Source organism: Paenibacillus rhizoplanae (assembly GCF_042684125.1).
Classification (GTDB): domain Bacteria; phylum Bacillota; class Bacilli; order Paenibacillales; family Paenibacillaceae; genus Paenibacillus_AQ; species Paenibacillus_AQ rhizoplanae.
Genome location: NZ_JBHUKY010000019.1, coordinates 93795 through 106406 on the forward strand (window position 1 = coordinate 93795; position 12612 = coordinate 106406).

Consider the following 12612-nt stretch of genomic DNA (forward strand, 5'->3'; position numbering starts at 1 on the left):
CATCCCGTAAAGGATGGCCTTAAAACTTTTGAAGAGAGAGGGCGTTCAGCTACCAGAAGCTTGCTTCATTTAGTTTGATCGGGATGCCGAATTCCATTTCGCACTGTCCATCCGGATGGTGAAGGGAGTTGGGGAAGTAAATCTCCAGGGCCGGACGTGAAACGTCCCATATATATGGGCTTAGGGGAAGCCACTCGATGGAGACCAGGTGCAGCAGATCTTTCACCATATCCGGTCTGTCTGTCATCCGCACAATGGCGTACTTGCCTCCAGGAATCGTCCGGATGCCCAGATCGCCAGATGGCGTCATCCGTTGCTCCGTTGTAATGCAAGCGTCATACCTGTGTCTGCCGTCCGGCGTGATGAAAGGGTCGTCGAGGATGAGTCCGACCGTCATACTTCCTTTTTTTAGTGCTTCTCTCGCGTCCAACCACGAGGCTACCCGCTCAAATAGCCCCGTAATGTCCGAATTGATTTTTCCTTCATTGATGGTTCCCCTATACCGGGCGTAGATAGCAGTCATTGGAGCAAGGTTCCGAATCTCAATCGGGAGTTCCGCCAGCTTGCGGGACAGTTCGGTGGACTTTTCAAAGGTGAACCGGGCCCTGAACCGTTCCGCAATCGTCTGGAGAGGAAACCTGTCCCGGCATTCGGAAGCACTCAGGCCGGTATGCTCGCGGAACACTCTGCAAAAGTGGGCCGGGGTTTGCAGACCACAATCCAAGGCGATATCAGTTATGCTCCGGTTTGGGTGGAACAACAGTAGCTTGATTGCCTTCTCGATGCGGATCCGCCGGGTAAACCCGTGCACGTTCTCACCCATCACCGCTTTGAACACCCGATGGAAGTGAAAGGGGGAGAAGGCGCCCACGTCCGACACTTCTTTAAGGGTTAATGGATCCGTAAGATGCTCCTCCATGTAGTTGACGACATGGTTGACCCGGTACCGGTATTCCAATTCCAAGGCTTTGGCTATCACCATCCGTTTCACCGCCCTCCCTTATTCCCATTATTGATTAAATCCGATCTCTATTATAGCAAGAATTGTTAATCGGGTAGCAAGAAATTGGAAGACGAACCACGCCCATTACACTACCATAAGGGAAGATAGAAGAATAACCTTAAAGGGTGTGTTCATGTATGACCGAAATATTTCGTTATGCCAAGCTAGCCGTGTTGGCAGGGGCAGCTTGCCTGATCCTTACCACGTCCGCTTGCTCTCCGGAAAAGTCCTTAGCCCCTGCGTTGTCCCCCGGCAACTCCAAGGTGATCAACTTGCCAAACGGGGAGTGGCCGATCGGCACTCCAGAGCAGGTTGAGATGGATCCCAAGGAAGTCGAAGCAGTGATGCAATATGCCAAGGAATCGCCGGTTCTCTCCATGCTAGTTGTTAAGGACGGCACAATTGTCTCCGAGTATTACAAGGATGGCATGTCGGATACCAAGCTGGCTATAAACTCGATCACCAAGAGCGTGACATCGCTCTTGATCGGGATAGCTATCGACAAAGGTTATCTGAAAGGAATAAATGAGCCGATAGAGCCATTTTTCCCTGAATATAAGGAGTTGTTCGATTCACCCGATAAGAGATCCATTACATTAGAGCACTTGCTCAGCATGACAAGTGGCTTACATTTCCCGGAATGGACTGATTGGAATTATATGATCCAGCCTATGACGGAGACCAAGGACTGGAACCAATTTGTACTCAGCCAAACGATGGATTCTAGGCCAGGTGAAATATGGAATTACAATACAGGCGGTTCCCAATTAATGGCGGCGATTCTCAGGAAAACGACTGGGCAATCCGAACTCGATTTTGCCAAGGAGCATCTGTTGGGTCCTCTCGGAATTGATAGCATGAAGTGGCCCCGTTCACCGGACGATTCGAATTCAGGGGGCTTCGGCCTGAAGATGAAGCCAAGGGATCTGGCCAAGATTGGCCAATTGGTGCTTAACCGTGGCGTATGGGATGGCAAGCGCATCGTCTCGGAAGCATGGATCCGGGAATCGACCTCTCGGCATTCGGAGGGAAATGTGTCTTTCGGCGAATATGGCCACCATTGGTGGATGAATCAGTACGGCGGGCACAAGGCAGTTTTCGGTATGGGTTATGCCGGCCAATATCTGACCATCGTACCCGACCTGAATCTAGTAATCGTCGTGAACTCGGCTGCTACCGGGAATCCCCAGGATACCCTCCTTCCTATCCAATTTATCGAGAGCTTGGTTAAAGCGGTGAAGAACAAATCGAGGACATAGTCCTAGCCTGCCGCTGTTTTATTGAACTCCAACCAACGTTGAAATTCGAATTTATACGACATCTAAAGGGCACCCACACGAATGCTCTTTAATTTCGCTGTTAGAGTGTTACGGTGAACCGTATCATCGATAGTGGTAAAGCGGAGGGTCGAGTTGAAGGTGGAAGCAGCGATGCTCAATCTGCAGATTGGAGCTTAAAAACACTCCACACATGTGGAGTGCTCAATATTGATGATACTCAATAATAGTTGAGATGTGGCAGTATTGCTCAAATGCATTGTTTTAAATGATTGTATACACTAAGGCACGCTATTAAGATAGCGGACAGCTATATTATTCAATGAGTCCTTTGATATTAGATTTTAAAGGGAAGTTCTTGCGGCCACTGAAAACAATTAGGATGAATAACATCGTCCTTCTCTTTGCCCGGCTCAAATAGGCCTCTTAATGTGGGACGTTGTCAGCGCTACAGATTAAACTTGGCCGCGAAGCGTTGAATAGCATTCGCTTGCATCAACTTGTTCATGATAAGGAAGCCAAGCACTCCCCCGAGGGTATTGGCGATAATGTCGTTAATGTCCGTACTTCTGCTGCTGCCAAGAGTGATCCCGATAACCATTTGTATAACTTCAATGGAGAGGCTCAAGATTAGTACCAACTTTGCCGCTTTTTTAGTGTTATCGTATTTACGATTCAAGAGAGGCAGATACATTCCCAGCGGCACTAGCATGATGATATTCAAAATAAATGTTTTTATATCGATTGTTAATATAGGGATGAAATTAATATGTTTATACCAAGGCGTTTGGTTCGCGTATAGGCCAATATTGACATCAATCGGGAAGAGTACTAAATGGAAGACAGCTAGTAAATAGAAGCCAAACGTGACGAGTAAGGTATATTGCAGAGCTGTAAACCTCTTGATCTTCAATTTAGTCAAGCCCAACAGAGTGACCAGAAATATAAGAAACAGCGGTGCCAAGACATAATAAGATTCAATTGTATATTGGATAGACATCAGCTCGGATTCTCCTTTCAGCTCGTGAATGAACGTTTAGTCGATGATTAGTTCATTTTTTATTTCAATTAAGTAGTTTCTTCGTATAAATACGTAGTAAAACAGCTGCAGGATCAAAAAGCTGCCCATGATTAAAAAGGCGGCGGTTCCGACTTCTATCTTAAATATACGATTTAGCGTGCTCAGTGCGACTGAGGAATGAATACATGCAACGATATAGGGCAGCATGAACAAGATTCCCATCTCGATTGTGGTTATCCTTTTAATTTCTTTGAAGGTTAAGCCAACCTTATTTAACTGCTTATATTTTTTCTTATCGGTTTCCACATCGTTAAAAAATTTGTTGTAGATAAAACTGCCTGAAGTCACGAAGAAGATCATTCCAATAAATATGGACAAGAACATGATCGTACCATAAGCACTTTTTTCTGTCTCGAAAATATGCGACTTGGATAAGAATAAACCGTTAGGATTACCTCCATACTTGGCTTCATATTCATCATAGACGACATAAGTGTCAGACCAGTCCTCGACATGGAAGGTATATTGAATCCCTTCATCGCTTTCAATGAGATCATATAGCGTATCGGCAACGACATATAGGGTTGATGCTTGGTCTTGCATGATCTTCGCCTGTATTTCATCGGTTACCCGGATGGGATTTCCTTCAATCGTCATGCGATTGATATCGTTGCCAAATTCGGCAGAGGCCATTACTTTGATCGACTCATGCTCTTGAATCGAAGCAGTTCGGAGGTCTAATTGTTCGGCCAGTTGGTTATAGACACTCATCTTCATCAGGGTATAAGAAATTCCTTCCGCATCGGTAACCGATTTGTTAGCGATGGTTATTGGGGTATAGGAAGAACCGCCTTCCTTCAGCTGCTGATCAATAAAATTGATTTCCTCATGGACGGTCAGGTTTTCGCCAATTGTTTGATAAGTAAAGGCAAGAGGATATCTCTCTTCGATATTGCCTAATGTATTATCCCAGAAGGCATAACAAGTTCCGATCGATATGAATGCTGCTGTGGATGTGATCGATATGATGAAAAACACTCTAGCATTATCTTTCATGCGATAGAACAAATTGGATACCCAGATCAAATTCGTGTGCTTCAAATAAAAAATCCTGTTCTTTTTGAGGAAGGCGATAAAAAAAACACTGAACTGCGAAAACAGGAAGAAGGTGGATATGACAACCATTACCATAACCAATAAGATGATTTTTTCTAAATTTTCAATATTACTGGTAAAGGATATATAGTAAGCTACGAGCAGCAGCACAGCACTCAAGATAGCTAAAAGCACGGATGGCTTAGGCGCGAGCCTTGGAGCCATTGTTCCTTTGAGCAAGTGGAGGATGTCCTTCTCCTTGATAATCCATGAAGTGAAGAAAGATACCAAGACACATAGAAGGATAAAGGCAACCGAGGTTATCAGAATAGCCTTAATTGGAAAATAATACGGCAGAGCTTGAATCCTAAACATTTTCTCGATCATAATTAAAAAGAGTTTTGAGAAAACTAATCCTGTTACAATTCCGCAGACGGTTGCTGAAATGCTGATCAACAAATTTTCGATAAATATCATCTTTAAAATCTGCTTTTTCGATGTGCCGATCATATATAAAATTCCAAATTCTTTATACCGGCTCTTCAGAAATACGCTAATGGAATAAAACACGAAGAAAAAAAGAAAGAAATAAGTGATGATTTCTGCTGCGTAAAGGGATATCTCAATATAGGATTTGAATGCCCCTTTATCGGGGTGAAAGATAAACATGGTAAAGGAGAAAAATAAAGCGACAGAAATGCAAGTGCTCAGGAAATAAGCAAAATAGGCTTTCCCATTGCGCGTTACATTTTTTATGGCGAATTGCTTAAAATTCACACGAAGCACCTCCCAACAGAGAAAGTACGTCGATGATCTGTTGATAAAACTGCTGCCTGCTGCTGCCTTTATATATTTCGTTATAGATGCTGCCGTCTTTAATAAATAAGATCCGGTTGCAATAACTGGCTGCTAAGGGATCATGAGTCACCATCATAGTAGTAACCTGTTCCTCTTGATTGATTTTCTCGAACAATTCCATTACGATCCTCGATGCGTTGGAGTCCAAATTTCCTGTAGGTTCGTCTGCAAGAAGGAGGGATGGCTTATGGATGATGGCTCTGGCAATAGCCGTTCTTTGAGCTTCTCCTCCGGAGACTTCAAAGGTTCTCTTGCTCAGCAGATGCTCGATGCCAAGGATCTTGGCGACTTTCGTCAGCCTTCTGTCTTGCTCCTTAACAGGTACACCGTCTAGGGCCAAGGGCAAGATTATATTCTCACCAAGTGTCAGGGTATCAAGCAAATTAAAGTCTTGGAAAACAAAGCCCAGTTCCCTTCGTCTAAAGAGAGCAAGCTTATCCCCATTTAAGCTTAATGGATTATTACCCTTAATATAAATTTCACCTGATGTGGGTTGATCGACCGTGGAGATCATATTCAACAAGGTTGTTTTGCCGCTGCCCGAAGGTCCCATAACCCCTACCAATTCACCGGCTTCAATTGAAAAGCTGATATGATTCAAAGCGCTGAACATCACTTGTTTGCCATAAGATTTGCTTAATTGACTGACCTTTAACATTTCCATAACGATATCTTCCCCTCTATGGTTAATCGCGATATCCTCTATAGTAATCGGTCGAGTCCCATTGAGCGATTCATCTTCATTACACGATTCTTACATGGATGTAAGGTTGTCAAATCGAACAATGACCTTTGTACCTCGATTCACTTCTGACTGAATTTGAATATTGTGATGCAAGTTCTCGCAGACCTTTTTGGCGATATATAGTCCCATTCCTGTAGATTTCCCCCGCACTCTTCCATTTGCGCCAGTGAAGAAGGGATCGAACACTCTTCGAATATCTTTAGGATGAATTCCGATGCCTTCATCTGTGACCTCCAGAACAACTTCATTCTCTCTCCGATAAGCGGAGATGCTCACATATTTCCCTTTTCCTTTGGAATACTTGATGCCGTTTGTGATCAGCTGTTCAATGATGAATTTGAGCCATTTTACATCCGTGTAGACCTCAATGGTTTCGTCAATGGTTGCTCTAGGTAATATGCCGTTAGTTATAAATTGTTTTTTTTCTTGATTGATGCAATCTATAATAAGGGGCTGCAAGCGTGTCTTCTCAATGACGAAGTCCTTCTCAAAGGCATCCAGACGCGCCAATGATAAGGCCATCTTAAGCCCCTTTTCAATCTTATACAGCTCCTCTTGGATGCCGCTCACATATATGGTACCAACCTGAGCCTCCAACTGCAGCTGGATAACGGAAAGAGGCGTTTTCATTTGATGCACCCATTGGTTGATGAATGTTAAGTGCTCTTGATGTTTTTGATTGGATTGCTGCAATTTCAATTCATATAAGCGGTGTTGTTGTTTGAGCAACATGGAGATTTGATGGCTCCAAAAGGAGCTCCCCTTATCCAACGAAATTTCCTCAAGAGCATAGAAGTCACGATATAGTAAGGCGTAAACCTCTTTCGTCTTCACATACTTCCAAACTAAATAAACGAGAAGGATAAAAGTGTTAAATAAGAATATGTACAGGATGTCTGGGAATGGAAAATCTATCACGAGCACACAATAAAAAGTAGATAATACCACAGAGAAATAATAGAGAAGAATATATCCCTGATGTTCTTTTAGAAATAATCGCATTGAGGGTTCACATCCTACCAGCATTTGTTTAATTTATAACCGAGGCTTCTGATCGTTATAATCCCGTTTTGAATACCAAGTTCTTGCAGCTTTTTTTTCAGTCTTGTGACATTTACATTCAGGGTGTTTTCTTCGACGAACTGGGAGTCATCCCACAACTTTTCGAGTAGATTGTTTCTGGATACCACATTCGGATACAATCGAATCAAGCTTTCGAGCAACAGAGCTTCTTTTTTCGTAAGCGTTAATGCCTGACCTTTGAATTCAAGCTCCAATCTTTCGGGATATAATACTAGCTCCTCCAAAGCAATAACCCGCTCATCCGAACGGGCATAATCGCCATAAGCTCGCCTAAGATGGCTTTTGATTTTGGCCATGATCACCTCGTAAGAAAAGGGCTTGGTTATGTAGTCATCCGCGCCGTTTTCAAGAGCCATCACTTGATCCATTCCGCTTTCTCTAGCCGAGATGAAGAGAATTGGAGCTTTAGATATTTCCCTGATCCTTCTACACCAATAGAACCCGTCAAACTTAGGAAGGTTCACATCAAGCAGCACTAAACTAGGACGATGTAAAGAAAATTCTTCTGCGACCTGTTCAAAGTTTTGTACAACCTTCACTGAGAACCCATACTTCTCTATATGTTCTTTTAAAAGTCGACAGATAGACAAATCATCTTCAACTATAAAAATGGTATATTCCATAACTAAATTATTCCTCCGAAATGATGGATTGATTCATGAACTTGGATACTATCAGTATAACCCACTTAATAATATATGTATCGATTATATGGGAACGGCTGAGTATCCTTCGTAATTACATATTTCATACGCATCTAAGCTCGCCTTCATTATTCAGGTTCTATTTTCCCTCTTTATTGAAAACATGATGTATACAGCTGATAGGTACATTATTCTGTTATGCACATTCGACACATGTCGAAGTGGTAGTGTCAACACACCGTGTTGACAAATAATCCGAGGACATCTAAACAAATGGCTATCATTTGAATATTGAATCATTGAGGGTTCATGCCCTGTAGCATGAGCCTTTTGAATCTGCTAAATACCAACTTAGACGATTGAAATACTGGACAATAAGCTAAAAGGAAGCTAATATACATGAAACTTTCAAGGAGGCGATCCACATGTCAAAGCCCATTCACCTGTACCAACTCGATATCAATCCTGCTGCCGAGCGACATCTTCTTTCCCTCACCCAGCGCCATCTCAAACTCGCAGTCGAGCACGCAAGTGAACAAATCATTCATGATATTTCAGCATTACTCGCTTCCTATGACGAACAAACGTTAGTAATGGCTAAAGACAGCGCTAGGTGCGGCGACTGTGCGCCCAGCAGGGCACTTGGAGTCGAGCGGGGGAGTGTGATTGTTCATAGCGCCACCTGCAAATCTTGCTGTTGCCTCAAGCCAGCGATTATGGAGTCACGCTCGGCTCGAATAGCTTCGATTTCTTTGGTGATGTCAGTGCGGCGGTCGAGAGTAGTCTGGCGGTGACTTTAACGAGATATTCTTTTCCGCTCGTTCCACACCACCAATATAGGAAAACGTAAAGCCGCACTTCTCGGCTAAACGCTGTTATCCTGAATAAGGAAATGGTTGTAGACGCTTTGAAGAACTTCGATGCCCTGTTTGCGGAAACATCTAATGATGACTCCTACGAGCACTGATTAAAGAGATTCATATGGAAGCAGATCGCAAGAGCATTAAAAATATCGTCTTCTGGTTCACAGAAGACGATTCCTTTAGCCAATTTGCTTTACCAGTGAGTGACGTGGGGAGAACCGTATCATAAGTAGGGCAAAACTAGAGGAATGGTTCTGCACTTGAAACTACAAGTTCATTTTGTTCCGATATTGTGACGGGGTCATTCCAGTCCACCGCTTGAACTGTCTGCTAAAGTGAGAGACATCATAATAGCCCAGGTTGTAAGCGACCTCTTCTATTGATTTGTGGTCTTCAAGCAGCATGAACTTGGCGTTATCCAGAATTAAGGAGGACAAATATTGACGAGGGGACATGCCAAAGGTTTGACTAAAGATTCGGTACAGATAAGTTCTGCTTATGGCAAGCTCTGCTGCGATTTTGGAAACCACATTCGTAAACTGCCTTTCCATAGAAGGCTCATGACGGGTGATGGATGGAGGGGCTAACTTCATGATTCTCTCGGAGGCAAAGTGCGCCATTTGGATATTGCGAATGGAGGTATCTGGCCTTCGTTTTGTTTCGGAGTCGGACAAGCACTTGCCCATCTCTCCAAACAAGCTGATGGAGGCAGAAACGATATCTAATCGACTTGCCAAACAATCTTTATTCTTGTCGCCGCAAAGCTGGATTAATTTTTCGATGCTTTGTCGAATACCGTAAGCGTTCTCATTTTCTTTAGGAAAAAAAGTATTCTCGGTATTACACAGCATCTTTCGGAACAGGATGTCATTCAAGTCGAAATGAAGACAGAAATAGGTCAATCCTGACTCAGAAGCACAGAAATTCTCATGCATTTCGAATGGTCGAATAATAATAAAGTCCCCGGCTTGCAAAATATGATGCTGATTATTCAGTTTGCAAAGTTGGACGCCTTCAATGACATAATTGATTTCGAAGATCGACTCTTCATGGGCGGGATAGGACCAACTGGCAGGAACCTTTCGCCAGTGGGCTTCATGTACATATAACGAAGTGTGTATATTGGGCAGATAATATTCTTCAAATTCATGTGTCCGCTGATGAGAGAATTTGGACTTTATAATCATTACAATCACGCCCCTTCACAGGTTCTCGCTTTCTGAGTTCATCATACCCTCACTGACATCTTCTGTCTTTATCAAAACTAAAGCAGTTTAACAGTAAATTATGGCATCAAATGGACAAATAACGAACGATTTCATACATAGTGTGAACAGATGAAGTGAATTATAATTTGATTCTGTAAGCGCTTACTATAGAAGCGGTTATTAATATTTCTGACAAGAGGGGTGTGTTATGAAAAAGTGTTGGAGCAGTTTGCTGGCGATTGTTATGGTACTGAACATTTTCACCTTCATTGGCGGTGCCGAAGTACAGGCCGCTACATTCATTTCGAAGTATGAGGCGGAGTCGATGACGAAGGCGGGAAGCTATACCAGTAATATTTCGTCGCCATTTACCGGAGTTGCGCTGTATGCGAACAATGATCTCGTCAAGAATAGCACCACCTTCGCGACCATTCCGGGAAAATATGAATTGCGGGTAAGAGGAGCGTCGAGTAATTCGTCGGCAGCAGGTGTCTCCGTCTACGTCGGGGGAAGCAAGAAAGCATCGCTTTCATTCACGGGTACGACCCCTGCTATTCAGTCGGTATTATTCGATGTGACCGGCACCAGCAGTCAAGAAGTGCAACTGAAGCTTGAGACAGACAACGGATCGAATGATACGTTGATCGACTACTACGAGCTTTATTTCGATAGTGTTCCCGCGCTGTCGCCTCCCGCCCCGGTTCCTCCGACCACCGGGGCTTTTGATTCCGGGGTTTACCGTAATCTGTTCAAGGAATTTGGCAAGTCCGATGCGGAGATTGACGCAAAGGTCAATGCCGCGTTTCAGCAGCTGTTCTACGGGGATAACGACACTCAGAGGATCTACTACCCTGTAGGTACGGACATGGCTTATATTCTTGACAAAGCGAGCAACGATGTTCGCAGCGAGGGTATGTCTTACGGGATGATGATCGCCGTCCAGCTTGACAAGAAGGCGGAATTCGATCGTCTCTGGAAATGGGCCAAGACCTATATGCAGAACACAAGCGGAACACAGCAAGGTTATTTTGCTTGGCAGGTAGACGCAAGTGGCAACAAAATCGACACAAACCCGGCTTCCGATGGCGAAGAATATTTCATCACGGCCCTGCTCTTCGCAGCTAATCGCTGGGGAAGCGGTACGGGAATCTACAATTACAGCACTGAGGCGCAGACATTGCTTGACCGGGTTCTAACTCCAAACGGCGATCAGAAAACTTTGTTTGACCTGACACAGAAGCAAGTCGTTTTCGTCCCATACGGCAGTGCAGCCGGATTTTCAGACCCCTCCTATCATCTGCCAGCGTTTTATGAACTCTGGGCACTCTGGGATAATAACAACAACCAATTCTGGCGCGATGCAGCCGCGACAAGCCGTGAGTTCTTTAAGAAACAGGCTCATTCTACCACAGGCTTAGGACCGGACTATGCGGAATTCGACGGCAGACCGAATAATACTGGAAACCATGGCGACTTCCGATTCGACGCATGGCGAACGATTATGAATGTGGCGATGGACTATCACTGGTTCGCCAAGGATTCCTGGCAGACAACCTATGCAGATCGTGTTCAGAACTTCTTTCATGGTCAGGGCATTGGTGCTTATGCGAACCAATATTCGCTAAGCGGATCATCACTTTCGGCGGACCACTCTCCAGGCCTTGTAGCAACCAATGCAGTAGGGACACTTGCTGCAACAACAACTAAGTCATGGGAGTTCGTAAATGAGTTTTGGAATACGTCGATTCCTTCCGGTCAATATCGCTATTATGACGGCTGTTTGTATATGATGAGCCTTCTGCATGCCAGCGGCAAATTTAAAATTTATAAGCCAAGCGGCGGTGGAACGAATCCGCCATCAAGCGACACTCAGGTACCAACGGCGCCAACAGGTCTGAGCTCGCCGAGCAAATCCGATACGTCCATATCCTTGACATGGAATGCATCATCCGACAATATTGGGGTTACCGGCTATGAAATCTTCCACGGCACGACGCCTTGCGGCACGACAGCCTCTACGTCCTTTACTTGTACGGAGTTAAGTCCAGACACAAGCTACAGCTTTACTGTCAAGGCTAGGGATGCCGCAGGCAACGTGTCGGCTCCGAGCAGCGCTCTCTCCGTAACCACAAATGTGAGTAGCGGTAGTGGCAGTGAAACTATCGTATGGTCCGATTCCTTTGAGAGTGGGAGCAGCAATTGGTCGAATTTCAGCGGCAACTGGTCTGTTGTCACGGACCTAACAAAAGTGTATTCGAGCGGCGGAGTTTATGACACGGGCGTATCTCGCGTACAAAGCCAAAGCTGGAGCAATTATTCATATGAGTCCAAAGTTAAAGTCCAAGCTGTAAATACAGGAAACCGAACCAACCTTCAAATCGGTATTGCCGGCCGTCTGCAAAACCAGAATAATTTCTATATCGCTTACTTCAACGGGAGCCAAAGCCTTGTTCTGGCTAAAGTCGTGAACGGCAGTTGGACCACAATCGGTTCGTATGCCGGCAACTATACGGAAGACAGTTATCACACGGTTAAACTGAGCATGCTCGGAACGGGCATCAAAGTGTCAGTGGATGGAACGGAGCGGATTTCCACGACAGATGCTCAATTTGCTTCTGGAACTATCGGTGTCTTTGCTTCCCAAGGTACCGGCCGATTCGACGATGTAAAGATATCACAATAAAACGGGCAAAAGTAACGGTACGGCAAAAAGGTTGGAAGAACGAAAGGCCATCCTTTGCGGGATGGCCTTTTGGTCAAAGCTTGCCGCTACAGACAGCGCACTGAACCGTATCATAAGTACCCTCAATCATGG

The 12612-nt window shown here is 44.5% G+C and carries 10 protein-coding genes; 3 read left to right on the forward strand and 7 right to left on the reverse strand.

The window, feature by feature from the left end; genetic code table 11:
* Positions 1-49: 49 nt before the first annotated feature.
* Complete coding sequence (locus ACFSX3_RS08070; RefSeq protein WP_209987267.1) at positions 50-982, reverse strand: AraC family transcriptional regulator; 933 nt, start codon at positions 980-982, stop codon at positions 50-52.
* Positions 983-1140: 158 nt separating this feature from the next.
* Between ACFSX3_RS08070 and ACFSX3_RS08075 the strand changes: the two genes are divergently transcribed.
* Positions 1141-2262 (forward strand): serine hydrolase domain-containing protein, encoded by a 1122-nt coding sequence (locus tag ACFSX3_RS08075; RefSeq protein WP_209987264.1) that lies wholly within the window; start codon positions 1141-1143, stop codon positions 2260-2262.
* 466 nt (positions 2263-2728) lie between these two features.
* Here ACFSX3_RS08075 and ACFSX3_RS08080 read toward each other — a convergent pair whose 3' ends face one another.
* The 5 genes from ACFSX3_RS08080 to ACFSX3_RS08100 all read right to left on the reverse strand — a co-directional run bounded on the left by ACFSX3_RS08080 (position 2729) and on the right by ACFSX3_RS08100 (position 7705).
* Positions 2729-3280, reverse strand: a complete 552-nt coding sequence (locus ACFSX3_RS08080) for a VanZ family protein (RefSeq protein WP_076222428.1) — start codon at positions 3278-3280, stop codon at positions 2729-2731.
* A 36-nt stretch (positions 3281-3316) separates the two neighbouring features.
* The gene (locus ACFSX3_RS08085; RefSeq protein ID WP_076222427.1) at positions 3317-5173 is read right to left on the reverse strand and encodes an FtsX-like permease family protein; all 1857 of its coding nucleotides are present in this window, start codon (positions 5171-5173) and stop codon (positions 3317-3319) included.
* Positions 5163-5918 (reverse strand): ABC transporter ATP-binding protein, encoded by a 756-nt coding sequence (locus ACFSX3_RS08090; protein WP_076222426.1) that lies wholly within the window; start codon positions 5916-5918, stop codon positions 5163-5165. The genes ACFSX3_RS08085 and ACFSX3_RS08090 overlap by 11 nt, the downstream gene beginning before the upstream one ends.
* 90 nt (positions 5919-6008) lie before the next feature.
* Positions 6009-7001, reverse strand: a complete 993-nt coding sequence (locus ACFSX3_RS08095; protein WP_076222425.1) for a sensor histidine kinase — start codon at positions 6999-7001, stop codon at positions 6009-6011.
* A 14-nt stretch (positions 7002-7015) separates the two neighbouring features.
* The gene (locus ACFSX3_RS08100; protein ID WP_076222424.1) at positions 7016-7705 is read right to left on the reverse strand and encodes a response regulator transcription factor; all 690 of its coding nucleotides are present in this window, start codon (positions 7703-7705) and stop codon (positions 7016-7018) included.
* A gap of 446 nt (positions 7706-8151) precedes the next feature.
* Between ACFSX3_RS08100 and ACFSX3_RS08105 the strand changes: the two genes are divergently transcribed.
* Positions 8152-8520, forward strand: a complete 369-nt coding sequence (locus ACFSX3_RS08105) for a hypothetical protein (protein WP_209987258.1) — start codon at positions 8152-8154, stop codon at positions 8518-8520.
* 335 nt (positions 8521-8855) lie between these two features.
* Here the strand turns inward: ACFSX3_RS08105 and ACFSX3_RS08110 are convergent, their stop codons facing one another.
* The gene (locus tag ACFSX3_RS08110; RefSeq protein WP_209987255.1) at positions 8856-9776 is read right to left on the reverse strand and encodes an AraC family transcriptional regulator; all 921 of its coding nucleotides are present in this window, start codon (positions 9774-9776) and stop codon (positions 8856-8858) included.
* A 229-nt stretch (positions 9777-10005) separates the two neighbouring features.
* Here ACFSX3_RS08110 and ACFSX3_RS08115 point away from each other — a divergent pair, with 229 nt between their 5' ends.
* Positions 10006-12480: a glycosyl hydrolase family 8 gene (locus ACFSX3_RS08115; protein WP_209987252.1), complete on the forward strand. Its 2475-nt coding sequence runs from the start codon at positions 10006-10008 to the stop codon at positions 12478-12480.
* Positions 12481-12612 lie beyond the last annotated feature (132 nt).

Coding starts and splice junctions, on each gene's coding strand:
- ACFSX3_RS08070 (WP_209987267.1), bottom strand. CDS start 982: ATGGTGATAGCCAAAGCCTTGGAATTGGAATACCGGTACCGGGTCAAC.
- ACFSX3_RS08075 (WP_209987264.1), top strand. CDS start 1,141: ATGACCGAAATATTTCGTTATGCCAAGCTAGCCGTGTTGGCAGGGGCA.
- ACFSX3_RS08080 (WP_076222428.1), bottom strand. CDS start 3,280: ATGTCTATCCAATATACAATTGAATCTTATTATGTCTTGGCACCGCTG.
- ACFSX3_RS08090 (WP_076222426.1), bottom strand. CDS start 5,918: ATGGAAATGTTAAAGGTCAGTCAATTAAGCAAATCTTATGGCAAACAA.
- ACFSX3_RS08095 (WP_076222425.1), bottom strand. CDS start 7,001: ATGCGATTATTTCTAAAAGAACATCAGGGATATATTCTTCTCTATTAT.
- ACFSX3_RS08100 (WP_076222424.1), bottom strand. CDS start 7,705: ATGGAATATACCATTTTTATAGTTGAAGATGATTTGTCTATCTGTCGA.
- ACFSX3_RS08105 (WP_209987258.1), top strand. CDS start 8,152: ATGTCAAAGCCCATTCACCTGTACCAACTCGATATCAATCCTGCTGCC.
- ACFSX3_RS08110 (WP_209987255.1), bottom strand. CDS start 9,776: ATGATTATAAAGTCCAAATTCTCTCATCAGCGGACACATGAATTTGAA.
- ACFSX3_RS08115 (WP_209987252.1), top strand. CDS start 10,006: ATGAAAAAGTGTTGGAGCAGTTTGCTGGCGATTGTTATGGTACTGAAC.